This is a genomic window from Rhodospirillum rubrum ATCC 11170 (assembly GCF_000013085.1).
In the GTDB taxonomy this organism is placed as follows: Bacteria; Pseudomonadota; Alphaproteobacteria; order Rhodospirillales; family Rhodospirillaceae; genus Rhodospirillum; species Rhodospirillum rubrum.
In genome coordinates, this window is the sequence record NC_007643.1 from 1,182,776 (window position 1) to 1,207,798 (window position 25,023).

The following is a 25,023-nucleotide window of genomic DNA, read 5'->3' on the forward strand; positions in this document are numbered from 1 at the left end:
TCATATCAATGCCTTAGAGCTTTGGCATCATCCTTGCTTTGTTTCCTGGGCAATGCCCATTCCGGGCGAACGGACCAAGGAGACGGACGGTGTCGGAACAGGTTATATCCCTGGACAGCATATCGCGCCTTGGCGTTCTATCGGCCGCCTCCCGCGACCAAGTGCCGCCCCCGGCCGCCGCCGAGGGCTGCGCTTCGCAGGGGCGCTGCGGCGCCTCGGCCGGGCCCGATGACATGCCCGCCGAAGTCTGGGAAAAGGTGAAGAACCATCCCTGCTATTCGGAAGAGGCCCACCATTTCTTCGCCCGCATGCATGTGGCGGTGGCGCCGGCCTGTAACATCCAGTGCAATTATTGCAACCGCAAGTACGATTGCGCCAATGAAAGCCGCCCCGGAGTCGTCTCCGAACGGCTGACGCCCGAGCAGGCGGCGCGCAAGGTGGCCGCCGTCGCCAACGAACTGCCCCAGCTTTCGGTGCTTGGCGTCGCCGGTCCGGGCGACAGCCTGTTTGACGCCCGCAAGACCTTCGAGACCTTCGCCCGGGTCGGCGCGATGCTGCCCGATCTGAAGTTCTGCATTTCGACCAATGGCTTGGCCCTTCCCGATCATCTTGACGAACTGACCCGCCACGCCATTGATCACGTCACCATCACCCTGAACTGCGTCGATCCCGAAATCGGCGCGCGGATCTATCCCTGGATCTATTTCAAGGGCCGGCGCTGGACCGGCGTCGATGGCGCGAAGATCCTGCTCGAGCGCCAGATGGAAGGGCTTGAAGGGCTGATCGCCCGCAAGATCCTGGTCAAGATCAACTCGGTGATGATCCCGGGCATCAACGACCACCATCTGCCCGAGGTCAACCGGGTGATCCGCGAGAAGGGGGCGTTCTTGCACAACGTCATGCCGCTGATCTCGGCGCCCGAGCACGGCACCCACTTCGGGCTGACCGGCCAGCGCGGGCCGACGCCAGCGGAACTCAAGGACCTGCAGGATCGGCTTGGCGGCGGCGCCAATCTGATGAAGCATTGTCGCCAGTGCCGGGCCGATGCCATCGGCCTGCTGGGCGAGGATCGCGGGCAGGAGTTCACCATGGACAAAATTCCCGAAACGGTCGTAGTCGACCCCTCGCGGCGCGAGGCTTACCGGGCTTTCGTTGAAGAGGAGCGCGCCGATCGTCGGGCCGCCGCCGTCCAGACCGAATCGGCTCTGGCGCGTGACGCCGCCGTGGGCACGCCCGCCCGACTGGTGGCGATCACCACCAAGGGTGGCGGGCGGATCAACGCCCATTTCGGTAAGGTCACCGAGTTCCAGATCTACGAGGTGGATGGGGCCGGGGTGCGCTTCGTCGGCGCCCGGCGTTTGCCCGATAAATACTGCCTGGGCGGCTTCGATAATGCCCCGGTGATGCCGGCGATCCTTGACGCCCTGGAGGGGGTCGACGCGGTGTTGACGGCCAAGATCGGTCCGGGACCGCGCGGGCGCCTGGAAGCGGCCGGCATCGAGGTGTACGAGGACCGCACGCTGGAGTATATCGAGCCCGCCATCGGAAGTTGGTACGCGGGCCGGATGGGAGCGGCGCTCTCTGAACGGTCTTCGGCCTGACCGAAGGCGAAGAGACCCGGGTTGCCCCTAAGCGGGCTCCGGGGGGACAAAGACACGGCTTAAGGAGTGACTATCATGGCCCTGAAGATCGATACCAATTCCTGCACCAGTTGCGGCGCCTGCGAATTCGAATGCCCGAACGCCGCGATTTCGATGAAGGGGGACGCCTATGTGATCAAGGCGGCGCAGTGCACCGAATGTGACGGCGATTCGCCGAAATGCTCGGCGGTCTGCCCCACCGACGCCTGCGTTCCGGGCTGACCGGACGCGGGACCCGGGATCGGCCAGCGCTTGGGGGAGACTGGCCGGTCCCGGTGCTTTCTTGACGACGGGAGTTCCATCAAGGGGAGAGGGGCGATGACGCAAGGCGGGCTGGAACCCACCGACGGTGACGCGACCCCGCGGCTCGACTGGCGCGGTCAGCCCATCGATTGCGCGGTCTGCCCCTATCGCGATCGCTTGGGCGTGGGCTGCGACGGCGAAACCGCCTGTCTGGCCGACCGCCGGCCGCGCCTGATCGAACGCTTCTGCCGCCAAAACCCCGATCTGGCCGATCAGGCCCTGGGACATCCCCATTTCGAGGTGCGGGCCCGGGCGGCCCGCTATGCCAATCTGTTTCGCCTGACGGCGCTGATCGATGATCCCGACGCCGAGGTGCGCTCGATGATCACCCAGCGCCTGCCGCGCGGCCTTGTTCTTCGCATGCGCGACGATCCCGACCCCAAGGTGCGCCTGGGGGTGGCGATGCGCCTGGAGGATGGCGATCTGGTGCCGCTGACCACCGATCCCGATTACTTCGTTCGCGTGATGGTGGCCCGCCGGCTGGCGCCCGGGATCTTGCCCTTGATGATCCGCGATCCCGATCCCCAGGTCCGCCGCGAAGTCGCCGGCCGGGTGGGCAACGACTGGCTGCGCACGATGATCTGGGATGACGATGGCGATGTCCGCCTTGAGGTGGTCCGCCGCCTTGATCCCGAGCAGCTTTCGCCGCTGGCCCACGATCCCGATATCCGCGTGCGCTATGCGGTGGCCGAACGCATCGATGCCGCCCATCTGGCTTTGCTTGACGACGATAGCGAGGATCTGGTGCGCGAGATCGTGCGCGCCCGTCAGGCCGAGCGTCCGCCGTCCGCGCGGGCGCTGCCCTTCGCCGCGCTCGCCCCTCACGCCAAGACGGAGTGACCCCCATGCGCGATGACGCCCCGCCCTCGGCCACTTGCGACGAAGACAACGAACTAGAAGACGATCCGGTCTTTGACTACGGCACCAAGGTGCGCGCCCGCAAGCATATCAAGAATGACGGCACCTTTCCCGGCGCCGAGATCGGCGAGGTCATCGTCCGCAAGGGCGAGGTGGGGTATGTCCATTCGATCGGAACATTCCTCCAGCGCTATTACATCTACGGCATCGATTTCATCGAGTCGGGGAAACTGGTCGGCATGCGTCTCAAGGAACTGGAACCCGTGGAGGAACAGGCATGAAAGTCACCATCCGCAAGCGTCCCGATGGCTTCGAGGCCTATGTGGCCAAAAAGGACATGGAAGAAAAGATCGTCGCCATGGAAAAGGAAGGGCTGTGGGGGGGCTGGGTGAAGCTGGCCAACGGCTGGACCTTCGAGATGCCCGACAACGACCCCGAGACCCGCCTGCCGATCACCGTGGAGGCGCGAAAGATCTCGGGCGGTGAGGACTAGGCGGTGACGGCCTCCGCCGATCCCCGCAGCCTGCTCGCCCCCCTTGGTCAGGCGATCGCCGAAGGCCGGCTGATCCCCTTCCTCGGGCCAGACCTTCTGGAAACCGGCGAGGCCGAATGCCCGGTCCCCACCTCGACCCGGGGGTTGGTCGAGCGGCTGACGGCGCGGGTGGGCGTGCCCGGGCGCATTCGCGGCAACCTGTGGGCCAGCGCCCAATACATCGAGACCTACCGCCATCGCACCACCCTGGTGAAGCTGATGACGGAGATCTTCAAGCAAACGCCGCCGGTCGGCCCGCTGCAACGCTGGTTGGCCGGGCTGCCGGGGCTGCCGCTGATCGTTGACAGCTGGTATGACGCCACCCTGAGCGAGGCCTTCAAGGACCGCAACGACTGGGGGCAGGTTCAGGCCGCCAGCCGCCACGGCTTGGCCGAAGTGGTGTTCCTGCGCGCCATATCCGCCGCCGGCGTGGAGGTTCCCCTGGACGCGGCGGCGGCGTGGAAGACGCTGATCTACAAGCCGCACGGCGCAATCTGGCCGCTAGCCGACATGCTGGTCAGCGACAGCGATTATGTCGAGGCCCTGACCGAGATCGACATCCAGACGCCGATCCCGGTGGCTGTTCAGGAGATCCGGGCGACGCGCGGCTTCCTGTTCCTGGGCTGCCGCTTCCACGACCAGATGCTGCGCATCTATGCCCGCCAGATCCTCAAGCGCTCGGCCGGCCCCCATTACGCCCTGCTGCCCGAGGACCTGACCCGCAACGAACTGCGCTTCCTGGACGAACTCTCGATCACCCCCCTGTTCCTCGATCTAGAAACGGCCATTCCCCTGCTGACCGGGGGGGATGGGGGCGGGTGAGCGGGGGCATTGGGCGGCAACGACGGATCGTCGCCCCCCTCATCAAGCAGGAGTCCACCCATGCCCTGGCGTGTTCATAGCATTGAGGTTCTCGATGATTTCCGCTTGAGGGTGCGGTTTCTCGATGGCCTTGAGGGGATCGTCGCCCTGGGCGGGTTGGTCGGATCGCCGACGGCGGGAGTCTTTGCCGTCCTCGCCGATCCGGCGCTCTTTGCCCAGGCCTTCGTCCACTATGGCGCGGTCACTTGGCCGGGTGACCTCGATCTGGCTCCCGATGCGATGTATCGCGCCATCAAGGCATCGGGAGAATGGGCGCCGTCCTAAATCGTTGGCATCAAGACCGGTTTGATAGGCGCCCGAGGCGATCGCTTTGACCATCGGCAGTCCTGCCACGACAAAAAGAATCGCGCCATTATAAGCCTCATAATGGCGCGATAACCCCTTGCGCGCCATTATGGTCGCCCAAATGGCGCGCAAGGGCGGGGCGCCCGGTTAATGGTGCAAGATCTGGCTGAGGAACAGCTTGGTGCGGTCGTTCTGCGGGTTGGTGAAGAACTCGGCCGGAGCGTTCTCCTCGACGATCTGGCCCTGGTCCATGAAGATCACCCGATCGGCCACGGTCTTGGCGAAGCCCATCTCGTGGGTGACGCAGATCATCGTCATCCCCTCCTCGGCCAGCGAAATCATGGTGTCGAGGACTTCCTTGATCATCTCGGGATCAAGGGCGCTGGTCGGTTCGTCAAACAGCATGATCTTGGGCTGCATGCACAGCGATCGGGCGATCGCCACCCGTTGCTGTTGACCGCCCGACAGTTGGCCCGGGTATTTCTGGGCCTGTTCGGGGATCTTGACCCGTTCAAGCAGGGCCATCGCCCGCTGTTCGGCCAGTTTGCGCGGCTCCTTGCGCACCCAGATCGGCGCCAGCACGCAGTTTTCCAGCACCGTCAGATGGGGAAACAGGTTGAAGTGCTGGAAGACCATGCCGACCTCGCGGCGCACGGTCTCGATATGCTTGACGTCATTGGTCAGTTCGATGCCGTCAACGACGATGCGGCCGGTCTGGTGTTCCTCAAGCCGGTTGATGCAGCGGATGGTCGTCGATTTGCCCGAGCCCGAGGGGCCGCAGATGACGATGCGCTCGCCGCGCCGCACCGTCAGGTCGATATCGCGCAGCACATGGAAGTCCCCATACCACTTGTTCATCTGCTCGATGCGGATGACCACATCGTCGCCGATCTGGTGGTCCAGCCGGGGAAGAGCGGCGCGGCCGGTCTGGTCGTTGCTGAAGTCGCTCATGGTTATTTCCTGTGTCCGGTATGCAGCTTGCTTTCCAGGGCCTGACTGTAGCGCGACATGCCAAAGCAGAAGATCCAGAAGCAGAAGCCGGCGAAGATGTAGCCTTCCACCGCGACCCGGCTCCAGGCGGGATCGACAATGGCCGATTGAACCGTTCCCAGGATATCGAGCAGACCGATGATCAGCACCAGGGTCGTATCCTTGAACAGGGCGATGAAGGTGTTGACGACGCCGGGGATCACCAGCTTCAGGGCCTGGGGCAGGATGATCAGCCCGGTCGAGCGCCAGAAGCCCAGGCCAAGGGCGCTGGCCGCCTCGAACTGACCGCGCGGGATCGCCTGCAGCCCGCCGCGGATGACTTCGGCCATATAGGCCGACTGAAACAGCGTGATACCGATCAGGGCGCGCAGCAGCTTGTCAAAGGTAACGCCGGTGGGCAGGAACAGCGGCAGCATCACCGAGGCCATGAACAGCACCGAAATCAGCGGCACGCCGCGCCACAGCTCGATGAAGGTGGTGCAGGAGATGCGCACCACCGGCATGCTCGACCGGCGGCCCAAGGCCAGAACCATGCCCAAGGGCAAGGCGGCGACGATGCCGACATAGGCGAGCACCAGGGTCAGCATCAACCCGCCCCACTGCGAGGTGTCGACCGGCCTTAGGCCGAAAACGCCGCCGACCAGCAGCACGCCGGTGATCACCGGCAGGGCGGTCAGGCCAAACAGGCCCAGCGCCCGGCGTCCGGAGAAGCCGGTAATGAATTGCGGCACCAGGGCGACGGCCAGCATCAGGAAGCCAAGGTTGACGCGCCAGCGCTCGGCCGCCGGATAGAAGCCGTAGGTGAAGAAATCCAGGCGATTGATGATGAAGGCCCAACAGGCGCCGCCGTTGGAACAGGCATCCTGGCCCTCGCCGATGAAGGTGGCGTCGAGGATGGCCCATGTGACGAGGGAAGATCCGCCCGACACGACGATCCACAGCGCCAGCGCGGTCAGGGCGATGTTGAAGGGCGACGACAGCAGATTCTGGCGGATCCAGGCGATCGGACCGGTGGTCTGGACCGGCGGCGGCAGGGCCGCCTTGGGGGCGAAGACAGCCATGGCTCAGCGCTCCTTCAGGGCGACGGCCCGGTTATACCAATTCATCAATCCGCTCACGACCAGGCTGATCAGCAAATAGACCGCCATGGTCATGCCGACGATCTCGACGGCCTGACCGGTCTGATTGAGCGTCGTGCCCATGAACACCGAGACCAGATCGGGATAGCCGATGGCGGTGGCCAGCGACGAGTTCTTGATCAGATTGAGATATTGGCTGGTGGTCGGCGGGATCATCACCCGCAGCGCCTGGGGCAGCACGATCAGGCGCAAGGTGGCGGTCGGCTTGAGCCCCAGGGAATGGGCCGCCTCGGTCTGGCCGTGGCTGACGGCGAGAATCCCCGAGCGGACGATCTCGGCGATGAAGGCGGCGGTGTACATCGACAGCGCCAGCAACAGCGCCACCATTTCGGGGATCAGCCGCGAACCGCCGACGAAATTGAAGCCCTGGAGATGGGGAACGTCGAAGGTGACCGGGGTGCCCAGGGCCAGGAAGGCAAGGAGCGGCAGGCCGAGAACCAGGGCGAGGCCGGTGCGCCAACTGGGAAAGCCCAGACCCGTCGCCATGCGTCGGCGGGTCGCCCAGCGGCCGATGGCCAGGGCGAGGGCGAGGGCGACGACCAGGGCGAGGCCGACCAAGGCCATCCCGTCGCCGGCGATCGGCGAGGGCATATAGAAGCCGCGATTGTTGAGGAAGAACAACGCGCCCAGCTCCAGGCTCTGCCGGGGTTGGGGCAGGGGGCGCAGAACGGCGAAATACCAGAAAAAGATCTGCAGCAGCAGCGGGATGTTGCGCAGGGTCTCGACATAGATCAGCGCCAGCTTGGCGATCAGCCAGTTGCGCGACAACCGGGCGACGCCGACGACGAAGCCGATCAGCGTGGCGGCGATGACGCCCAGGCCCGAAACCAACAGCGTATTGAGCAGGCCGACGACGAAGGTCCGGCCATAGGAATAGGTCTCGTCATAGGGGATCAGGCTCATCAGGATGCCAAACCCCGCCGAATGGTCGAGGAAGGCGAAGCCGGTGGTGATGCCCCGCGTGCGCATATTGGTCAGGGTGTTGTCGAAAATCGCCCAGAAAAACCAGACGAGGGCGGCGATGGTCAGCACCTGAAAGGCGATCGCCCGGACACGTGGGTCACGCAAGGGATGCGGCCGGGGGGCCTTGAGCGGTCCCGGGGGGTGGATCGGAGGGGTCATGGGCTCTCCTGGGGCCGTGGAGGCAGGGATCGAAGGCATCCGTCAATGCCCATGGAAGCCGGGCGACGGGAGAGAGGCCCCCCGCCGCCCGCGGACAGGTTAGCGGATGGGCGGGGCGTACTGGATGCCACCCTTGTTCCACAGGGCGTTCAGCCCGCGCTCGATCTCGAGGGGCGAGCCCTTGCCGATGTTGCGCTCGAACATCTCGCCGTAATTGCCGACCTGCTTGACGATGGCATAGGCCCAGTCGTTGCCCAGGCCGAGCTGCTTGCCCATTTCGCCTTCGGTGCCCAGCAGACGCTTGACGTTCTGGTCGGTGCCGGCCTTGACCTCGTCGGCATTGGCCGAGGTCACGCCCAGTTCCTCGGCGTTAAGCTGGGCGAACAGCGACCAACGCACGATGTTCAGCCACTGATCATCGCCCTGGCGCACCATCGGGCCCAAAGGCTCCTTGGAAATCACCTCGGGCAGGACGATGGCGCTCTTGGGATCTTCAAGTTTGATGCGCAGCGCGTAAAGCTGGGACTGGTCGGAGGTCAGCACGTCGCAGCGGCCACCGGCGAAGCCCTGAACGGTCTGGTCGGAGGTGTCGAACACCACCGGGCTGTAGGTCATGGCGTTGGCGCGGAAGTAATCGGCCAGATTCAGCTCGGTCGTGGTGCCCGACTGAATACAGATCGAGGCGCCGTTGAGTTCCTTGGCGCTGGAAACCCCCAGCTCCTTCTTCACCATGAAGCCCTGGCCGTCGTAATAGTTCACCCCGGCGAAGATCAGGCCCAGCGAGGCGTCCCGGGTCTGCGTCCAGGTGGTGTTGCGCGACAGCACATCGATTTCACCGGACTGCAAGGCGGTGAAGCGTTCCTTGGCGTTGAGCGGAACGAACTTCACTTTTTTGGCATCACCGAAAACGGCGGCGGCAACGGCCCGGCAGATATCAACGTCGATGCCGGTCCAATGCCCCTTGTCATCGGGAAGCGCGAATCCCGGCAGGCCGTTGTTGACGCCGCAGGTCACTTCGCCGCGGCTTTTGACCGTGTCGAGAGTGCTGGCGGCCATCGCCGAACCGCTGGCGATGACGCCGGCCGCGCCGAAAGCGGCCAGAGCCGCGATCATCTTCTTCATCCGAGGTACTCCCTTGTTCTCGTTTTTTTCGAGCCCGAGCGGGTGTCGGGCGCGGTGGTGTCCACAGCGTTGCGGACACGGAAGAATGCGGCATTCCGCTTGCCGTGAAAACAGGCTGGCGCATTTTTCGCTGCATTTCTTCTGTGCAACGCAAAAGAATGTATATTAAAGGTTGTTTACGCGCGGAACGTTTACTTGAATACCGATCTTGCGCGCGATGGCTTGCGGGGGCGGGGGGTTTCCATTAAGAACCCAGGGCGAAACGCCAGGACGGGGGCGCCCTAATCGCGCCCGCCGCCGCACAAGCAGGCCAGGAAGAACCCGATGAACGCGTCCCCGGACGTCTCCCCCTCCGCTCCGACCGTACCTCCGGTCACCCCTTCGGCTTCCGGCGCGGACCCCGAACTCCTCTCGGTTATCATTCCCCTCTATAACGAGGAGGAGAATGTCGCGCGCCTGTGCGAGGCGGTTTTCGGCGCCTTGCGCGACATGGCGCGGCCCTTCGAGGTCATCATGGTCGATGATGGCAGTTCCGACGGCACCGTCGCCCGTCTGGAAACCCTGGCGCCGTCCTATCCCGAACTGACCGTCGTCACCTTCAAGCGCAACGTCGGCCAGACGGCGGCGATCATGGCCGGAATCGATCATTCCCATGGCGCCATCATCGTGCCGATGGACGGCGACCTGCAAAACGACCCCCGCGACATTCCCATTCTTCTGGAAAAGATGAAGGAAGGCTATGACGTGGTGTCGGGGTGGCGCAAGGATCGCCAGGACGACGCGCTGACCCGCAATTTCCCCAGCGCGGTCGCCAATTGGCTGATCTCGACGATCTCGGGTGTTCACCTGAAAGACTACGGCTGCACGCTGAAGGCCTATCGCCGCGAAGTGCTGTCGGGGTACCGCCTCTATGGCGAGATGCACCGCTTCGTGCCGATCTATGCGCGCTGGCAGGGCGCCAAGATCACCGAGATCCCGGTGCGCCACCATGCCCGCACCGCCGGCCAATCCAAATACGGCCTGAACCGCATCTTCAAGGTGCTGCTCGACCTGATGGTGGTGAAGTTCCTGACCCAATACGAAACCAAGCCGATCTATATCTTCGGCGGCATGGGCTTCCTGCTGTTCCTGGGCGCCATCTTGTCGGCCGGCGGTGGCATCGCGCTGCGCGTGATCGAGGGCATCCACCTCAACCGCACGCCGCTGCCGCTGATCTCGGCCATGTGCGTGATCACCGGCATGATGTGCATCCTGCTTGGCCTCGTCGCCGAGCTTTTGGTGCGCATCTACTTCGAAAGCCAGGACAAAACCGCCTATACGGTCAAAACCGTGATTCGCGGCAAGGGCGGCAAGGGATAAGGGGCAGCGGATAACCCTTTGGGGCCGTATTGGAAAAGGGGGGGCTTCCCCCCTTTTTTCATGGGGGCGTCTCCTTAAGCGGCGAAGGGCTCGGTGATTTCTCCCTTAAAACGCTAAATTTTCTAGGGGATTCCCGCCAGTCCAAATTAGATAAAAATCAACGAAAATTAATGGCGAATTCTGCGCTTCTGGAGGCCCGCTCGACGGGCCAAGGGGGAGGGAATGACGCCATCGTTGTCCGTGTATCTGGATGTCCTGCGGTTTTTGGCGGCCATGACCGTCTTTCTGGGGCATCTGGCCTCGCAGCCCTTCACCGAGGCGGTGATCTGGCGGCCCCTGGGGACCTACGGCGTGATCGCGGTCACGATTTTCTTCGTTCTCTCGGGCTATGTGATCGCTCACGTCACCTCGACACGGGAAACGACCGCTTCGACCTATGCCGCCGCCCGGATCTCCAGGCTTTACTCCGTCGTCCTGGTCGCTCTGGCTCTGACGTTCCTGTTCGATACCCTTGGGACGTCCCTTAACCCGGAATTCTACGCGTTCAAGAAAGTTCTCTGGAAGCCGATCAATTGGGAGGGGTATGTCTCGGCGCTTTTCTTCGTGAATGAATTTCAGGTTTTCCGATTTAATGGCATTTCGCCGGGAACGAATGCTCCCTATTGGTCTCTTAGTTTTGAGGCCGCCTATTACCTGATAAGTGGCATCGTTTTATTTTCAAGACGCAGGGTGTGGGTTCCGCTTTGTGTCATCATATTATTTTGTGCCGGCCGAACAATAGTCGCCTTGTTTCCAATTTGGGCGATGGGATATTTTCTTTATCACCAGCGCCTGAAAATAGACCTGCCAAGATCTCTATTGACGGTGCTGGCCTTCGGAACCATCGCCGCCATTCTTGTTGTTCCCCGGGTCATCTATCGACTTCCCACCGATAATTTCGGGTTTGTTTTTCCCTGGGGGCGAATGCCCTTCAATAGGAATCTTGTGGAAGACTATGCTGTCGGTTCTGTCTTTGTTGTTCATTTGGCAAGTGTGCGATCTCTTCTTTGTGATAAAAAAGACATTGGTGATAAAACCAAAAAAATCGCCACCTGGTTGGGCTCCCTGACCTTCCCCATGTATTGTTTTCACTTCCCGGCGATCTGCTTTTTCGCGGCGCTCAGTCCATGGGACAAGACCTCCCTCGCGAACTGTATCGCCATCGCCGTCCCGGTGGTGCTTCTCGTCATCGGGCTGACGCCGCTGTGCGACGCCCTGAAGCGATCAATGCGCCTTGGTCTTTCCAAGGTGTCTTTTCGCCCCCGTCTGTCGGCGCGTCCCTGAAACGGCGAGCGGAAAACGGGATGGCGATTTTCGGCGCGGTCGCCGGCGGGGAAGGCGCCGTCACGCCGCGCCGGGCTCTTCGGCGCACCGGTGGTTGGTCGCCTGCGAGGGGCAGGTTTCGATGTCGCCGGGGTCTTGGGCGATCAGGCCGATCCAGGCGTTGACGGCGGCGCGGTCGAAGCCGCAGGTTTTGGTTTGGCCGACGGCCATTAGCGGCCGGCGGATCAGCAAGGCGTCCTTGACCATCAAGGCCAGGGCTTCGCTCTCGTCCAGAGCCTCGGGCCTTACCTCGCCGGCCTTGACGCGCGGCGCGGCCGGGTTGATCCATTGCGCCACCGGTTTGTCGCCGAAATAGGGGCGCAAGGTTTCGGCCGTCCACGGCTGTTGGCGGATGTCGTGGGCTTCGACCCGGTGGCCCGAGGCGATCAGCAGGGCCTTCTGGCGGGTGTTGTTGCGGCAGCCGGGTTTTTCGAAAAACAGCACATCGGCCATGGCGGCGCGTCCTTGCAAAGGGAAGGTCAGTCCAGGCCGGCAAGCGCCAGCAGGGCGTCGACCTGACGGCGGATCTCGCGTTCCACCTTCATATCAAGCTTGGACAGCCAGCCCGAGGGGATGTCGTCGACGCCATAGGTGGCGCCGGCCAGCATCCCGGCCAGGGCGCCGGTGGTATCGGCGTCGCCGCCCTGGTTGACGGTCTGGATCAGGCAGCTTTTGAAGGTGTCGGTGACGAAGTAATAATGCAGCACCGTCTGCATCGTATCGACGATATAGGCCGAGGATTGGCCCTTATAGGGCTCGAAGTGGAAGTCGCGGTGCTGGTGGACCAGGCGGTTGGCCTCTTCGCGGCAGGCCTTCATGCCGCGTCCGCCGATCAGGTGATGGACCATCCGCCCGAGGGTCAGGCAGGCGGCGTCGGATAACGGGTGGTTATGGGTGATCCGCGCCTGGGCCAGGACCCAGGGTTCCAGATCGGCGGGGTGGCCCAGTGTCGCCAGGGCGGCGGGCAGGCAGCGCATGGCCGCGCCATTGCCGGCGTCCCCCTCGGAGTAGGGCGCGGTGGTCGTGCCCTCGTGCATGTAGCGGCGAATGCCGCGCCGGCAGGTATTGCCAACATCCACCGGCCGCGACTTCAGCCACAGGGCGAATTCCTCGCAGATATCGGCAACGTCAAGCGTGCCCTTGGCCGCCAGCGAGCGCCCCAGGGCCAGCGACATCTCGGTGTCGTCGGTGATCTGGCCGGGCTTGAGCCGCAGCCAGCCGCCGCCGGTCATCTTGCGGTGGATGCCGTATTGCTGGGCGATCTCGCCCTTGGTCATGAATTCCACGGTGGCGCCTAGGGCGTCGCCAACGGCCAGACCAAGGAAGGCCCCCAGGGCCCGGTCGTGTACGGAAGGGCCGGTCATCGGCCGCTCCTGCTTATGGGGCGCCTGTTCATCAGAGATAACTCGCCTTCACCAGATAATCGCCGCCGATCACCAGATACTCGCCCTCGCCCTTGAGGGGGTGACTGGTCAGCAGCGTATTGAAAAAAACGATTTTCGAGACCGGAACCCGCGTCTCAAGGATGGTGTCGCCAAAGCAATCGGCCACGCCGCGATCAGAGGAGAACGACACCAGATTATTCATGCGCACGACGACTTGGCGATTGTCGATGCGTTCGATCATCTGATGCTCGGTAAAGTCATTAACCCCGCGGTAAAGAAGAAGCGCGGACTCGCCGGGGGCGGCGAAGCGCGCCAGGGCCCACTGACAGAACTCGTACATGAGATCAAGCTGGACGTAGATGGAATTATTGTGAAAGCGCGAGGTCATCTTTTCTTCGATATAGGTGATCCAGGCCTTTGAGGCGAATTTGGTGATCGGTTCGCGGTGAAAGGTGGGGAACAGGCCGAAGCGGCTTTCCACCCAGCCCTTAAGTACGGCGCCTTCCTTGGCGTTGGTATCATAGCCCCAGCCCTTGAGCAGGCGCAGGTAGCTGGCGTGAAAGCGCCGAACGGCGCCGCCCTGGCCGGGGCGGTGGTCCTGCTGTTCGGGATCGAGGCCGAACATGGCGATCATATATTTATAGAAGGCCTCGCCGGCGCTTTCGAGATCGGGCGCCTCGGCCAGCATCTCGAACAGGCTGCGGTTCATCTCGCGCACCCCGGCGATATGGATTTCGGGCGCGGCCTGATTGAACCAGGCGCTGGCCAGAAGATCCGTCGGCAGCCCCACCAGATTGGTGCTGTGACCAATCCCCGGTCTGTCTTCCCCCATGTCCTTCAACGCGTCTCCCCCCCGGGCCTCGTTCCGCGACAGGGGGGATCCCAAGGAGGGACCCTCCGTCCTGACCAAGAACTGTGCGTTCGTGTTTTTCGCCCATTCCTTTATCACCGATCGGGCGGCGACGGGAAGGGCGTTCTGGGCAGTAGCGCACCATGTGCGCCATAGCGTCGCGCCGCCCCGCTGTTGGGTCCGCGACAGGGTTTTGGGGCGTTGTCGGGTTTGCGACAGCGTTGAAAATAACCCTACATTCCTTGTTAGATAGATTTATTCCTTTGATTAAAAACGATAATTTTCAAAAAAATCGGGCAAATCAGGTTTGGCACGCTGGGTGCATTAACGGGGTGAGCGTGGCGGTGGAGCTTCCCCGCCTTAGGACCGGATCACGAAGAAAAGGATTGATTCCATGAGCGCACTGCGTCAGATCGCGTTCTACGGCAAGGGCGGTATCGGCAAGTCGACGACGTCCCAGAACACGCTGGCCGCTCTGGTCGAAATGGGCCAGCGGATCCTGATTGTCGGCTGCGATCCCAAGGCCGATTCCACCCGCCTGATCCTGAACACCAAGCTGCAGGACACCGTTCTTCATCTGGCCGCCGAGGCCGGCTCGGTCGAAGACCTCGACGTCGCCGATGTGGTGAAGATCGGCTACAAGGGCATCAAGTGCACCGAATCCGGTGGTCCGGAGCCCGGCGTCGGCTGTGCCGGCCGTGGCGTGATCACCGCCATCAACTTCCTTGAGGAAAACGGCGCCTACGACGACCTCGATTACGTCTCTTACGACGTGCTGGGCGACGTGGTTTGCGGTGGCTTCGCCATGCCGATCCGCGAGAACAAGGCTCAGGAAATCTACATCGTCATGTCGGGCGAGATGATGGCGCTGTATGCCGCCAACAACATCGCCAAGGGCATTTTGAAATACGCCCACACCGGTGGGGTTCGTCTGGGCGGTCTGATCTGCAACGAGCGTCAGACTGATAAGGAAGTCGAACTGGCCGAGGCCCTGGCCGGCCGTTTGGGCTGCCGCCTCATCCACTTCGTGCCGCGCGACAACGGCGTTCAGCACGCCGAGCTGCGCCGCCAAACGGTGATCCAATACGCCCCCGACAGCAAGCAGGCCGGTGAGTATCGCACGCTGGCGACCAAGATCCACAACAACTCCGGCCAGGGCGTGGTGCCGACCCCGATCACCATGGAAGACCTGGAAGAGATGCTGATGGAATTCGGCATCATGAAGTCCGACGAAGAGGCGCTGGCCGAGCTCGAAGCCAAGGAATCCGCCGCCGCCAATTAAGGCCGTCGCCGTGCGACCGTTCCCCCCGGCCGGCCGGTCAGGCCGCCAGGGGCGACGGAAGCGGGCGGACCTCCAAGAAGGCCTCTTCGCCGAGGCGATAGTCGATCAGAGGAGAGGGATATGAGCCTCGAATACACCAACGATGCGGAATTGAGCCAGAAGGCGATCGAGGAGGTCCTGGAGGCCTATCCCGAAAAGGCCGCGAAGAAGCGCAAAAAGCACCTTGGCACCATCGTTGCCGAGGGCGAGGGCAGCTCTTGCGGGGTGAAGTCCAACGTCAAGGCCATTCCGGGCGTCATGACCATCCGCGGCTGCGCCTATGCCGGCTCGAAGGGCGTGGTCTGGGGTCCGGTCAAGGACATGGTCCACATCAGTCACGGCCCGGTCGGCTGCGGTCAGTACTCCTGGTCCCAGCGCCGCAATTACTTCACCGGTCAGGTGGGCGTCGATTCTTTCGTCACCATGCAGTTCACCTCGGATTTCCAGGAAAAAGACATCGTCTTTGGCGGTGACAAGAAGCTGGAAAAGGTGATCGACGAGATCAAGGGGCTGTTTCCGCTGGTTCGCGGCATCAGCATCCAGTCCGAATGCCCGATCGGCCTGATCGGCGACGATATCGAAGCCGTCGCCCGCAAGAAGGCCAAGGATGTCGGCTTGCCGATCATCCCGGTGCGCTGCGAAGGCTTCCGCGGCGTGTCGCAGTCGCTTGGTCACCATATCGCCAATGACGCCATCCGCGACTGGGTCTTCTCGCGCGACAGCGAAAGCGCCTTCGAGACCACGCCCTATGACGTCAACATCATCGGCGATTACAACATCGGTGGCGACGCCTGGGCCTCGCGCATTCTGTTGGAGGAAATGGGCCTGCGGGTGATCGCCCAATGGTCGGGCGATGCCACCATCGCCGAAATGGAACGCGCCCCCAAGGCCAAGCTGAACCTCATCCATTGCTACCGGTCGATGAATTACATCTGCCGCCACATGGAAGAGAAGCACGGCGTGCCCTGGATGGAATACAACTTCTTCGGTCCCTCGCAGATCGAGAAGTCGTTGCGCGCCATCGCCGCCAATTTCGACGAGACCATCCAGAAGAAGGCCGAGGAGGTGATCGCCGCCCATCGCCCGACGGTCGACGCGGTGATCAACAAGTACAAGGCCCGCCTCGAAGGCAAGCGCGTCATGCTGTATGTCGGCGGCCTGCGCCCCCGTCACGTGATGACCGCTTATGAAGACCTCGGCATGCAGATCTGCGGCGCCGGTTATGAATTCGCCCATAGCGACGATTACCAGCGCACCACCGAATACGCCAAGGAAGGCACGCTGATCTATGACGACCTGACCGGCTACGAGCTGGAGCGGTTCATCGAGAAGCTGCGCCCCGATCTGGTGGGCTCGGGCATCAAGGAAAAATACGCCGTTCAGAAGATGGGCGTGCCTTTCCGCCAGATGCACTCCTGGGATTACTCGGGTCCTTACCACGGCTATGACGGCTTCGCCATCTTCGCCCGTGACATGGACATGGCCATCAACAATCCGGTCTGGGCCTTGCTGAAAGCCCCGTGGACCAAGGCCGCCGCCGAGTAAGTCCCTTAAGACCAGAACGCCAGACTGGAGAGAGCTGATGCCCCAGAACGCGGACCTCATCAAAGACCACATTCCCTTGTTCCGGGAACCCGAATACAAAGAAATGTTCGCGCGCAAGCGTGAGTGTTTCGAAAACAGCCATGGCGAGGCCAAGGTCGCCGAAGTCGCCGAATGGACCAAGTCCTGGGACTACCGGGAAAAGAACCTGGCCCGGGAAGCCCTGGTGATCAATCCCAACAAGGCTTGCCAGCCGCTGGGCGCCCTGTTCGCCGCCGCCGGTTTCGACGGCACGCTGGGCTATGTCCATGGCTCGCAGGGCTGCGCCGCCTATTTCCGCTCGCATCTGTCGCGTCATTTCAAGGAAGCCTCCTCGGTGGTTTCCGACAGCATGACCGAAGACGCGGCGGTGTTCGGCGGGCTCAACAACATGGTCGATGGCCTCGCCAACGCCTATGCCCTGTACAAGCCCAAGATGATCGCCGTCTGCACCTCGTGCATGGCCGAGGTCATCGGCGACGACATCAGCTCGTTCATCGGCAATGCCAAGACCAAGGAGTCGATCCCGGCCGACTTCCCGGTGCCCTTCGCCCACACCCCGTCGTTCGTCGGCAGCCACATCGTCGGCTACGACAATATGATGAAGGGTATCCTGACGACGTTTTGGGACGGCAAGGTCCGCGACGCCGCCACCGACAAGATCAACATCATTCCCGGCTTCGACGGTTACAGCGTCGGCAATATTCGGGAACTGAAGCGGATCCTTGGCATGATCGGCGTCGAGTACACCGTTTTGTCGGATACCTCGGACGTTTACGATACGCCGACCGACGGTGAATTCCGCATGTATGACGGCGGCACCACCCAGGACGACACCATCGCCGCCCTGCAGGCCAAGGCCACGCTGTCGCTGTCGGAATATTGCACCCCGGCGACGCTGAAGTTCATCGCCGAGACCGGTCAGGAAACCGCCGCCTTCAACTACCCGATGGGCGTGGGCGCCACCGATGATTTCCTGGTCAAGCTGGTCGCCCTGACCGGCAAGGACATCCCCGAGGCGCTGACCAAGGAACGCGGTCGCCTTGTCGATGCCCTGGCCGACAGCATGACTTGGCTGCACGGCAAGAAGATGGCCGTTTACGGCGATCCCGACTTCACCTTGTCGATGGTCCGCTTCCTGCTGGAAATGGGCGTCGAGCCGGTCCACGTGCTGGCCACCAACGGCACCAAGAAATGGGAAAAGCAGGTCAAGGCCCTGCTCGCCACCAGCCCGTTTGGCAAGGACGCCCAGGTTTGGCAGGGCAAGGACCTTTGGCACCTGCGCTCGCTGCTGGCCACCGAGCCCGCCGATTTCCTGATCGGCAACTCCTATGGCAAGTATCTGGAACTGGATCTGGGGATCCCCTTGATCCGCCTGACCTTCCCGATTTTCGACCGTCACCACCACCACCGCTTCCCGACCATGTTCTATGACGGGTCGCTGCGCGTGCTGACGACGATCCTCGATAAGGTTTTCGATACCCTGGATCGCGAGAGCGGCGAAAACGGCATCAGCTTCGATCTGACCCGCTAACATCGGTCTCATCGCCAAGGCTCTTATCGGTGGACGCGGTCCAAGCCCCATCCTTGGTCGCGTCCCTCCTTCCGCCGTCCCCGGGGTCCATCCCGTGGACGGCGGTCTTTTTTTGTCGAAGGCGGGCTGTTTTGGCGTCGCGGCCTCGCGACCCGTTGTCAGCGCCGGCCGCTCACGATAGGGTGCGTCCACCATGGCACCCCCCCTTCTCAGTCTTCGCGACATCACCCTTGGCTTCGGCGGCCGCCCTCTGTTTCGGGGGGTGAGCGCCGATGTCGAACCCGGCGCCCGTCTTTGCCTCGTTGGCCGCAACGGTGGGGGAAAATCGACCCTGCTCAAGGTGATGGCCGGTCAGGTCCTTGCCGATGGCGGCGAATTATTCGTCCAGCCCGGGGTGGCGGTCTCCTATCTGCAGCAAGAGCCCGAGCTTGGCGACCACGCCAGCTTGCGCGATGTGGTGGTTGAAGGCCTGCCCGGCCCCCATCGCGGCGAGACCCACCGCGCCGATATCGTTCTGGAAGCCCTGGGGCTTGATCCCGAGCGCGCCCCCGTCGGTTTGTCGGGTGGCGAGGCGCGCCGCGTCGCCCTGGCCCGCGCCCTGGTCGGCGAGTCCGAGATCTTGTTGCTCGACGAGCCGACCAACCACCTGGATCTGCCGGCGATCACCTGGCTGGAAGAACGTTTGGCCGCCTATCGCGGCGCCCTGGTGCTGATTTCCCATGACCGCGCCTTCTTGGCCCGGCTGACCAAGGCCACCTTGTGGCTTGATCGCGGCGTGGTCCGTCGCCTGGATCAGGGCTTCGCCGCCTTCGAGGGGTGGCGCGATGAGACCCTGGAGCAGGAAGCCCAGGCCAGCCACAAGCTTGATAAGCTGATCGCCGAGGAGACCCGCTGGTCCCATCAGGGCATTTCGGCCCGGCGCAAGCGCAATCAGGGGCGGCTGGCCCGCTTGTACGATCTGCGCCACGATCGCGAACAGCAGGTCGCCGTTCAGGGGCTCGCCAAGCTCAAGGCCGAAGCCGGCGGCGTCTCGGGCAAGCTGGTGATCGAGGCCGAGGCGGTGAGCAAGGCCTATGGCGAACGCGTCGTGCTCCAGGATTTTTCGCTGCGGCTGCTGCGCGGCGATCGCCTTGGCATCGTCGGCCCCAATGGCGCGGGCAAATCGACCCTGCTCAAGATCCTGACCGGGGCGCTGGCTCCCGATAGCGGTAGCGTGCGTCTGGGCACCAATCTGACGACCACCTATCTGGATCAATCGCGCTCGTCGCTTGATCCGACTAAAAGCGTGCGCGAAACCCTGTGCGACATGGGCGGCGACATGGTCAATGTGCGCGGCCGGCCCCAGCATGTGATCGGCTATATGCGCGATTTCCTGTTCGAGGACCGTCAGGCGGTGAGCCCGGTCGGCAGTTTGTCGGGCGGCGAGCGCAATCGCTTGCTGCTGGCCAAGGCGCTGGCCCGTGAATCCAACCTGATGATCCTGGACGAGCCGACCAACGATCTGGACATGGAAACCCTCGACCTGCTGCAAGATGTGCTGTCGGATTACGAGGGCACCTTGCTGCTGGTCAGCCATGACCGCGACTTCCTTGACCGGGTCGTCGGCTCGACCGTGCTGATGGACGGCGCCGGCGGTGCCCGCGAATACCCGGGCGGCTATAGCGACGCCATCCGCCAAGCCGGCGGGGCGCCCTGGGAAACGGCGCGCGACAAGACGAAATCCGGCGAGGGACGGGGCGGCGCCAAGCCCTCGGCCAAAAGCCCGGCCAAGCCGGCGGCGCGGCCGACCAAGCTGTCTTACAAGCAGCAGCGCCAGCTTGAATTGCTGCCCGCCCAGATCGATCGCCTGCATAGCGAGATCGCCACCCTGGAAGCCGCCCTGACCGATAGCCAGTTCTTCGTGCGCGATCCAGAGGGCTATGCCGGCAAGGCCGACCGCATGGAAGCCGCCCGCGCCGAATTGGCCAAGGCCGAGGACGAGTGGCTGGAGCTGGAAATGCTGCGCGAAGGTCTGGCCGGCGGCTGAGAAAGCCGGCGGCTAAGGAAAAAGGAAGCGGGTGATGGGCAAGGGTGTGGCGCTGGCGCTGATCGGCTGGACCCTGCTGGTCGCCGCCCAGCCGGCTCTCGCGCTCGATCCCAAGGACATGGTCGAAACCGCGCGGCTTGGCACGCGGGCCGGAACCTATCTGGCCGGCCTGCGCCATTGCGCCTGGGCCCGCCAGCCCGGCTTTGGCGCCTATCGCTCGATCAGCGAAGACGATCTGGCCGACGGCCTCGTCCTGGTGCTGGGCGCCGCCCGGGCCGCCGATCCGGGGGTGATCACCACCGCCCGTCAGGCCTTCATCCTGGCCTCGACCCGCACCAGCCGCCCCGACCAAACCGCCTGCGCCGCTTTGGCCCAGGCGGTGATCGATGATCTGGGACATGACCCGCGCCAATAGGGCGCGGGCCGAAGTCCTGAGAGCAAGCAAATCGTCGTCGCCCCCCGGTCCAGGGGGCCCGGGATTTGCCCTTATCCCATCTGTTGCTCGCGCTTTTCGGTCAGCTTCTGCGAGGCGCGTTCCTGGCGGGTCATCATCCAGCCGGCGATCAGGATCGCCACGGTGGCCGTCAGCACCAAGATGGTGGCCAAAGCGTTGATTTCCGGGCTGACCCCCAGGCGCACCGAAGAGAACACCACCATCGGCAGAGTCGAGGACGCCGGGCCCGAGACGAAGCTGGCGATCACCAGATCATCGAGCGACAGGGTGAACGACAGCAGCCAGCCCGCCACCAGCGCCGGGGCGATCACCGGGATGGTGATCAGCAAGAACACCTTGGCCGGCCGCGCCCCCAGATCCATCGCCGCCTCCTCGATCGAGCGATCCATGCCCTGAAGGCGGGACTGCAAGACGACGGCGACATAGGCGGTGGAAAAGGTGATGTGGGCGATGGTGATGGTGGTCATCCCCCGGCCCTGGGGCCAGCCCAGCAACTGTTCGAGGGCGACGAACAGCAGCAGCGAGGCCAGCCCGGTGATCACCTCGGGCATCACCAGCGGCGCCGACAGCATGCCCGAAAACAGCGTCCGTCCGCGGAAGCGGCCGAAGCGCACCATCGCCAGGGCGGCCAGGGTGCCGAGGATGGTCGCCAGGGAGGCGTTGACCACGGCGATGCGGAACGACATCCAGGCGGCGCCCAGCATCTGCTCGTCCCGGAGCAGGGCGCCATACCATTTGGCCGAGAAGCCGGCCCAAACGGTGACCAGCCGGCTTTCGTTGAACGAATAGATCATCAGCAACAGGATCGGCACATACAAGAAGGCGAAGCCGAAGCCCATGGTCAGCAGCAAGAACCAGTTGCGGCGCATTATGACCGTTCCTCCGCCGCTTCGGCCTGTTTGGCCTGGATGTTCTGGAAGATCATGATCGGCACCACCAGCATCAGCAGCATCGCCACCGCCACCGCCGAGGCCACCGGCCAATCGCGGTTGAGGAAGAACTCGTTCCACAGCACCCGGCCGATCATGAAGGTATCGGCCCCGCCCAGCAGTTCGGGGATGACGAACTCGCCGACCGAGGGGATGAACACCAGCATCGATCCGGCGATGATTCCCGGCACCGACAGCGGCAGGGTGATGGTCAGAAAGGCCTTCCACGGCCGGCAGCCCAGGTCGTGGGCGGCTTCGAGCAAGCTGGGGTCGAGCTTCTCCAAGGTGGCGTACAGCGGCAGCACCATGAAGGGCAGATAGGAATAGACGATGCCGATGAACACCGCCCATTCCGTGCCCATGATGGTCAGCGGCTGGTCGATCACCCCGGTCCAGATCAGGAAGGTATTGAGCAGGCCGTTGCCCTTGAGGATGCCCATCCAGGCATAGACGCGGATGAGGAACGACGTCCAGAACGGCAAGATCACCAGGAACAGCAAGATGGTGCGCGGCCCCTTGGGCGCCCTGGCGATGCCATAGGCCATCGGATAGCCGATCAGCAGGGCGAGCACGGTGGAAATGCCGGCGATGCGCAGCGAATTCAGATAGGCGATCACGTACATCTCGTCGTCGAGCATGTACTTGTAGTTCGACAGCGCCAGGGTCAGCCGCAGATAGGCGTCCTGGGTGAAGTCGATCAGGGCCGTATAGGGCGGCACGCCGACGCGGAATTCGGCAAAGGAGATCTTGAGGACGATGGCGAAGGGCAGAACGAAAAACAGCAGCAGCCAGACATAGGGCACCAGGATCACCAGCCGCCGGCCGTTGTGGCGGATCTGGGCATCAAGCCACATGCGCCAAGGCGCCATGCCCGGCAGGATTTCGGGCGGGCGCGACACCGGCGCGGCGCCCGGGGCCGGCTCGGCGGTCATGACGACACCACCACGGCGCTGGTCGCCGCCCAACTGACATAGACGCGGTCGCCCCAGGTGATCTCCCATTCCACATCGCGTTCATGGTTGGCGACGGTCACGCGCATGCGCTTGCCCGTATCAAGGCCGACGATATAGGTCGAGGTCGAGCCGAGATAGACGATGTCCTTGACCTCGCCCGCCGCCCAGTTATAGGGCCGGTCGGGTTTTTCGGTGACCAGGGTGACCTTTTCGGGGCGCAGCGCCGCCCAGACGGTGGCGCCCTCGTGGCCGCTGACGCCGTGGCCGACGTAGATCGGATTTTCCAGTTCGGGGGCTTCGATCATCACGTGATCGGGCTCGTCTTCGACCAGCACGCCTTCGAACATGTTCACGCTGCCGAAGAACTCGGCGACGAAGCGGGTGTTGGGATATTCATACATCGATTGCGGGGCGTCGATCTGCACGATCCACCCCTCGTCCATGATCGCCACCCGATCGGCCATGGTCATCGCCTCTTCCTGGTCGTGGGTGACGACGACGAAAGTGATGCCGGTCTTTTCCTGGATGTTGACCAGATCGAGCTGGGTGCGTTCGCGCAGCTTTTTATCGAGCGCCGACAGCGGCTCGTCGAGCAGCAGCACGCGCGGATGCTTGGCCAGCGAGCGGGCGAGGGCGACGCGCTGGCGCTGGCCGCCGGAAAGCTGGTGGGGCTTGCGCTTGGCGAAGCGCTCGAGCTGGACCAGCGACAGCATCTCGGCCACCCGCGCCTCGCGCTCGGCCTTGGGCATGCCATCCTGTTTCAGGCCAAAGGCGATGTTCTGTTCGACGCTCATATGCGGGAACAGGGCATAGGACTGGAACATCATGTTGACCGGGCGGTCATAGGGCGGCACCCCGGTCATGTCGCGGCCATCAATCAGGATGCGGCCGCTGGTCGGTTGCTCGAAGCCGGCCATCATGCGCAGCAAGGTGGTCTTGCCGCAGCCCGATCCGCCGAGCAGGCACAGGAACTCGCCCTCGAACACATCGAGCGACACCCCGGCCACGGCGGTGAAATCGCCGAACTTCTTGACCACCGTCTCGATCTCGATGATCGGCGGCCCAAGTTTTTTGGTACAGCCCGGAAGCTCGGGCGGCAGTTTTTGCGACCGCGCCACGGCGGCTTTGGATTGGTCGGCCATCGGGCCCGTTCCCCTTACGCGGGAAGACAGACCCGGTACCCGTCGACAGAGCGCGGGTACCGGGCGAAAGCGGATGTGTTGGAGATCAAACCGAAAGCTTAGATGCCGGTTTTGATCTTGTTCCAGGCGCGGGTGCGCAGGCGCTCCATTTCGGGCGACGCCGTCTTCTGGATGAACAGGCGGTCCATCACCTCCTGGGTCGGATAGATCGACGGATTGGTCCGCACCGCCTCGTCGAGCAGCTCGGTCGCCTTGCTGTTGGCATTGGCGTACCAGACGTAGTTCGAGATATCGGCCGAGATCTGCGGCTGAAGAATGAAGTCGATGAACTTATGGGCGTTTTCCGGGTGGGGGGCATCGGCGGGAACGGCCATCAGATCAAACCAGATCAGCGTGCCCTCTTTGGGAATGATGTAATCGATCTTCACGCCATTGGCGGCTTCCTTGGCCCGGGCCTGGGCCTGGGCCTGGAAGATATCGCCCGAATAGCCGAAGGCCACGCAGATGTCGCCATTGGCCAGGGCGTTGATGAATTCCGAGGAGTGGAACTTCTGGATATAGGGGCGCACGCCCATCCACAGCGCCGTGGCCTTTTCCAGATCCTTGGGATCGGTGGAATTGGGCTCCAGTCCCAGGTAATTGCGGGCGACCGAGAAGACCTCGGCGGCGCTGTCGAGAACGTGGATCCCGCAAGACGCCAGCTTCTCGGCGTATTCCGGCTTGAACAGAAGATCGAAGGAATCAAGCTTCACGTCGGGGCCGAGGGCGGCGCGCACCTTGTCGATATTGATGCCGAGGCCATTGGTGCCCCATTCGTAAATAACGGAATGGGCGTTGTCGGCGTCATAGGCGGCGGCGCGGGCGGTCAGCTTGGGGTCGAGATTGGCGAGATTGGGGATCTTCGCCTTGTCGAGCTTCTGAACAATGCCGGCCTGGATCAGCCGCGACAGGGTGTGGTCGGTGGGAACGACGATGTCGTAGCCCGAAGAGCCGGCCAGAAGCTTCGATTCCAGCAACTCGTTGCTGTCGTAAACGTCGTAATTGACCTTGATGCCGGTCTCGGCCTGGAACTTCGCCAAGGTGTCCTCGGCGATGTAATCGGACCAGTTATAGACGTTGAGAACCTTGTCCTCGGCGGCTGCGGCCGGGCCGGCGATCAGCAGGGCAACGGCAACACCACTCAAGGCGCGCAGAACAGGTGACGGCATCGCGACCTCCCCTTCAATGGGCTATGTGATGAAAACCCGGTTATAC

At 63.2% G+C, this 25,023-nt stretch carries 25 protein-coding genes; 14 read left to right on the forward strand and 11 right to left on the reverse strand.

Features of this window, described 5'->3' with window-relative positions:
* Positions 1-89: 89 nt before the first annotated feature.
* The 7 genes from nifB (at position 90) to RRU_RS05230 (ending at position 4,479) form a co-directional block, all read left to right on the forward strand.
* Positions 90-1,601, forward strand: coding sequence for a nitrogenase cofactor biosynthesis protein NifB (nifB, locus tag RRU_RS05200; RefSeq protein WP_011388749.1), 1,512 nt, complete (start codon positions 90-92; stop codon positions 1,599-1,601).
* A 75-nt stretch (positions 1,602-1,676) separates the two neighbouring features.
* Positions 1,677-1,862, forward strand: a complete 186-nt coding sequence (locus RRU_RS05205) for a 4Fe-4S binding protein (RefSeq protein ID WP_011388750.1) — start codon at positions 1,677-1,679, stop codon at positions 1,860-1,862.
* Positions 1,863-1,958: 96 nt separating this feature from the next.
* Positions 1,959-2,783 carry a 4Fe4S-binding leucine-rich repeat protein gene (locus tag RRU_RS05210; RefSeq protein ID WP_011388751.1) on the forward strand — a complete coding sequence of 275 codons (825 nt, stop codon included), beginning with the start codon at positions 1,959-1,961 and terminating at the stop codon, positions 2,781-2,783.
* A 5-nt stretch (positions 2,784-2,788) separates the two neighbouring features.
* Positions 2,789-3,082, forward strand: a complete 294-nt coding sequence (locus RRU_RS05215; protein ID WP_011388752.1) for a nitrogen fixation protein NifZ — start codon at positions 2,789-2,791, stop codon at positions 3,080-3,082.
* Positions 3,079-3,294 (forward strand): putative nitrogen fixation protein NifT, encoded by a 216-nt coding sequence (gene nifT, locus RRU_RS05220; protein ID WP_011388753.1) that lies wholly within the window; start codon positions 3,079-3,081, stop codon positions 3,292-3,294. Before RRU_RS05215 ends, nifT begins: the two co-directional genes overlap by 4 nt.
* 3 nt (positions 3,295-3,297) lie before the next feature.
* Positions 3,298-4,155 (forward strand): SIR2 family NAD-dependent protein deacylase, encoded by an 858-nt coding sequence (locus tag RRU_RS05225; protein ID WP_011388754.1) that lies wholly within the window; start codon positions 3,298-3,300, stop codon positions 4,153-4,155.
* A gap of 60 nt (positions 4,156-4,215) precedes the next feature.
* Positions 4,216-4,479, forward strand: a complete 264-nt coding sequence (locus tag RRU_RS05230) for a DUF2442 domain-containing protein (RefSeq protein ID WP_014626074.1) — start codon at positions 4,216-4,218, stop codon at positions 4,477-4,479.
* A gap of 168 nt (positions 4,480-4,647) precedes the next feature.
* On the opposite strand, the gene RRU_RS05235 is transcribed toward RRU_RS05230, so the two are convergent.
* From RRU_RS05235 to RRU_RS05250, 4 genes are all read right to left on the reverse strand, one after another.
* Positions 4,648-5,451: an amino acid ABC transporter ATP-binding protein gene (locus RRU_RS05235; RefSeq protein ID WP_011388756.1), complete on the reverse strand. Its 804-nt coding sequence runs from the start codon at positions 5,449-5,451 to the stop codon at positions 4,648-4,650.
* 2 nt (positions 5,452-5,453) lie between these two features.
* On the reverse strand, positions 5,454-6,551 hold the full coding sequence (locus RRU_RS05240; RefSeq protein ID WP_011388757.1) for an amino acid ABC transporter permease: 1,098 nt from the start codon (positions 6,549-6,551) through the stop codon (positions 5,454-5,456).
* Positions 6,552-6,554: 3 nt separating this feature from the next.
* Positions 6,555-7,751 (reverse strand): amino acid ABC transporter permease, encoded by a 1,197-nt coding sequence (locus RRU_RS05245; RefSeq protein ID WP_011388758.1) that lies wholly within the window; start codon positions 7,749-7,751, stop codon positions 6,555-6,557.
* A 99-nt stretch (positions 7,752-7,850) separates the two neighbouring features.
* A complete protein-coding gene (locus tag RRU_RS05250; protein ID WP_011388759.1) occupies positions 7,851-8,873 on the reverse strand; it encodes an amino acid ABC transporter substrate-binding protein in 1,023 nt (340 codons plus the stop codon).
* A gap of 324 nt (positions 8,874-9,197) precedes the next feature.
* Here RRU_RS05250 and RRU_RS05255 point away from each other — a divergent pair, with 324 nt between their 5' ends.
* Entirely contained in the window at positions 9,198-10,232 is a 1,035-nt protein-coding gene (locus RRU_RS05255; protein WP_011388760.1) for a glycosyltransferase family 2 protein, read from the forward strand.
* Between the two features lie 222 nt (positions 10,233-10,454).
* Entirely contained in the window at positions 10,455-11,555 is a 1,101-nt protein-coding gene (locus tag RRU_RS05260) for an acyltransferase family protein (protein ID WP_011388761.1), read from the forward strand.
* A 60-nt stretch (positions 11,556-11,615) separates the two neighbouring features.
* Here RRU_RS05260 and RRU_RS05265 read toward each other — a convergent pair whose 3' ends face one another.
* From RRU_RS05265 to RRU_RS05275, 3 genes are read right to left on the reverse strand one after another with little or no spacing between them, the layout of a single operon-like run.
* Positions 11,616-12,047: an ArsC/Spx/MgsR family protein gene (locus RRU_RS05265; RefSeq protein WP_011388762.1), complete on the reverse strand. Its 432-nt coding sequence runs from the start codon at positions 12,045-12,047 to the stop codon at positions 11,616-11,618.
* A gap of 26 nt (positions 12,048-12,073) precedes the next feature.
* Positions 12,074-12,958 (reverse strand): ADP-ribosyl-[dinitrogen reductase] hydrolase, encoded by an 885-nt coding sequence (gene draG, locus RRU_RS05270; protein ID WP_011388763.1) that lies wholly within the window; start codon positions 12,956-12,958, stop codon positions 12,074-12,076.
* 31 nt (positions 12,959-12,989) lie between these two features.
* Positions 12,990-13,811 (reverse strand): NAD(+)--dinitrogen-reductase ADP-D-ribosyltransferase, encoded by an 822-nt coding sequence (locus RRU_RS05275; protein ID WP_014626076.1) that lies wholly within the window; start codon positions 13,809-13,811, stop codon positions 12,990-12,992.
* A gap of 412 nt (positions 13,812-14,223) precedes the next feature.
* On the opposite strand from RRU_RS05275, the gene nifH reads away from it, so the two are divergent.
* From nifH to RRU_RS05300, 5 genes are all read left to right on the forward strand, one after another.
* The gene (gene nifH, locus RRU_RS05280) at positions 14,224-15,111 is read left to right on the forward strand and encodes a nitrogenase iron protein (RefSeq protein ID WP_011388765.1); all 888 of its coding nucleotides are present in this window, start codon (positions 14,224-14,226) and stop codon (positions 15,109-15,111) included.
* 120 nt (positions 15,112-15,231) lie between these two features.
* Entirely contained in the window at positions 15,232-16,695 is a 1,464-nt protein-coding gene (nifD, locus tag RRU_RS05285; RefSeq protein WP_011388766.1) for a nitrogenase molybdenum-iron protein alpha chain, read from the forward strand.
* Between the two features lie 37 nt (positions 16,696-16,732).
* Positions 16,733-18,265, forward strand: a complete 1,533-nt coding sequence (nifK, locus tag RRU_RS05290; protein ID WP_011388767.1) for a nitrogenase molybdenum-iron protein subunit beta — start codon at positions 16,733-16,735, stop codon at positions 18,263-18,265.
* 193 nt (positions 18,266-18,458) lie between these two features.
* Positions 18,459-20,291 carry an ABC-F family ATP-binding cassette domain-containing protein gene (locus RRU_RS05295; RefSeq protein WP_011388768.1) on the forward strand — a complete coding sequence of 611 codons (1,833 nt, stop codon included), beginning with the start codon at positions 18,459-18,461 and terminating at the stop codon, positions 20,289-20,291.
* Positions 20,292-20,325: 34 nt separating this feature from the next.
* Positions 20,326-20,706, forward strand: a complete 381-nt coding sequence (locus tag RRU_RS05300; RefSeq protein ID WP_011388769.1) for a hypothetical protein — start codon at positions 20,326-20,328, stop codon at positions 20,704-20,706.
* Positions 20,707-20,777: 71 nt separating this feature from the next.
* Here RRU_RS05300 and RRU_RS05305 read toward each other — a convergent pair whose 3' ends face one another.
* The 4 genes from RRU_RS05305 to RRU_RS05320 form a co-directional block, all read right to left on the reverse strand.
* Positions 20,778-21,614: an ABC transporter permease subunit gene (locus RRU_RS05305; protein WP_011388770.1), complete on the reverse strand. Its 837-nt coding sequence runs from the start codon at positions 21,612-21,614 to the stop codon at positions 20,778-20,780.
* Complete coding sequence (locus tag RRU_RS05310) at positions 21,614-22,606, reverse strand: ABC transporter permease subunit (RefSeq protein ID WP_011388771.1); 993 nt, start codon at positions 22,604-22,606, stop codon at positions 21,614-21,616. Before RRU_RS05310 ends, RRU_RS05305 begins: the two co-directional genes overlap by 1 nt.
* The gene (locus RRU_RS05315; protein ID WP_011388772.1) at positions 22,603-23,769 is read right to left on the reverse strand and encodes an ABC transporter ATP-binding protein; all 1,167 of its coding nucleotides are present in this window, start codon (positions 23,767-23,769) and stop codon (positions 22,603-22,605) included. The genes RRU_RS05310 and RRU_RS05315 overlap by 4 nt, the downstream gene beginning before the upstream one ends.
* Before the next feature lie 98 nt (positions 23,770-23,867).
* Positions 23,868-24,977, reverse strand: coding sequence for a polyamine ABC transporter substrate-binding protein (locus tag RRU_RS05320; RefSeq protein ID WP_011388773.1), 1,110 nt, complete (start codon positions 24,975-24,977; stop codon positions 23,868-23,870).
* Positions 24,978-25,023 lie beyond the last annotated feature (46 nt).

What these genes read in the sequence shown, in the direction of transcription:
- RRU_RS05205 (WP_011388750.1), top strand. Translation starts at nt 1,677, where the DNA reads ATGGCCCTGAAGATCGATACCAATTCCTGCACCAGTTGCGGCGCCTGC.
- RRU_RS05210 (WP_011388751.1), top strand. Translation starts at nt 1,959, where the DNA reads ATGACGCAAGGCGGGCTGGAACCCACCGACGGTGACGCGACCCCGCGG.
- RRU_RS05215 (WP_011388752.1), top strand. Translation starts at nt 2,789, where the DNA reads ATGCGCGATGACGCCCCGCCCTCGGCCACTTGCGACGAAGACAACGAA.
- nifT (WP_011388753.1), top strand. Translation starts at nt 3,079, where the DNA reads ATGAAAGTCACCATCCGCAAGCGTCCCGATGGCTTCGAGGCCTATGTG.
- RRU_RS05230 (WP_014626074.1), top strand. Translation starts at nt 4,216, where the DNA reads ATGCCCTGGCGTGTTCATAGCATTGAGGTTCTCGATGATTTCCGCTTG.
- RRU_RS05235 (WP_011388756.1), bottom strand. Translation starts at nt 5,451, where the DNA reads ATGAGCGACTTCAGCAACGACCAGACCGGCCGCGCCGCTCTTCCCCGG.
- RRU_RS05240 (WP_011388757.1), bottom strand. Translation starts at nt 6,551, where the DNA reads ATGGCTGTCTTCGCCCCCAAGGCGGCCCTGCCGCCGCCGGTCCAGACC.
- RRU_RS05245 (WP_011388758.1), bottom strand. Translation starts at nt 7,751, where the DNA reads ATGACCCCTCCGATCCACCCCCCGGGACCGCTCAAGGCCCCCCGGCCG.
- RRU_RS05250 (WP_011388759.1), bottom strand. Translation starts at nt 8,873, where the DNA reads ATGAAGAAGATGATCGCGGCTCTGGCCGCTTTCGGCGCGGCCGGCGTC.
- RRU_RS05255 (WP_011388760.1), top strand. Translation starts at nt 9,198, where the DNA reads ATGAACGCGTCCCCGGACGTCTCCCCCTCCGCTCCGACCGTACCTCCG.
- RRU_RS05260 (WP_011388761.1), top strand. Translation starts at nt 10,455, where the DNA reads ATGACGCCATCGTTGTCCGTGTATCTGGATGTCCTGCGGTTTTTGGCG.
- RRU_RS05265 (WP_011388762.1), bottom strand. Translation starts at nt 12,047, where the DNA reads ATGGCCGATGTGCTGTTTTTCGAAAAACCCGGCTGCCGCAACAACACC.
- draG (WP_011388763.1), bottom strand. Translation starts at nt 12,958, where the DNA reads ATGACCGGCCCTTCCGTACACGACCGGGCCCTGGGGGCCTTCCTTGGT.
- RRU_RS05275 (WP_014626076.1), bottom strand. Translation starts at nt 13,811, where the DNA reads ATGGGGGAAGACAGACCGGGGATTGGTCACAGCACCAATCTGGTGGGG.
- nifH (WP_011388765.1), top strand. Translation starts at nt 14,224, where the DNA reads ATGAGCGCACTGCGTCAGATCGCGTTCTACGGCAAGGGCGGTATCGGC.
- nifD (WP_011388766.1), top strand. Translation starts at nt 15,232, where the DNA reads ATGAGCCTCGAATACACCAACGATGCGGAATTGAGCCAGAAGGCGATC.
- nifK (WP_011388767.1), top strand. Translation starts at nt 16,733, where the DNA reads ATGCCCCAGAACGCGGACCTCATCAAAGACCACATTCCCTTGTTCCGG.
- RRU_RS05295 (WP_011388768.1), top strand. Translation starts at nt 18,459, where the DNA reads ATGGCACCCCCCCTTCTCAGTCTTCGCGACATCACCCTTGGCTTCGGC.
- RRU_RS05300 (WP_011388769.1), top strand. Translation starts at nt 20,326, where the DNA reads ATGGGCAAGGGTGTGGCGCTGGCGCTGATCGGCTGGACCCTGCTGGTC.
- RRU_RS05305 (WP_011388770.1), bottom strand. Translation starts at nt 21,614, where the DNA reads ATGCGCCGCAACTGGTTCTTGCTGCTGACCATGGGCTTCGGCTTCGCC.
- RRU_RS05310 (WP_011388771.1), bottom strand. Translation starts at nt 22,606, where the DNA reads ATGACCGCCGAGCCGGCCCCGGGCGCCGCGCCGGTGTCGCGCCCGCCC.
- RRU_RS05315 (WP_011388772.1), bottom strand. Translation starts at nt 23,769, where the DNA reads ATGGCCGACCAATCCAAAGCCGCCGTGGCGCGGTCGCAAAAACTGCCG.
- RRU_RS05320 (WP_011388773.1), bottom strand. Translation starts at nt 24,977, where the DNA reads ATGCCGTCACCTGTTCTGCGCGCCTTGAGTGGTGTTGCCGTTGCCCTG.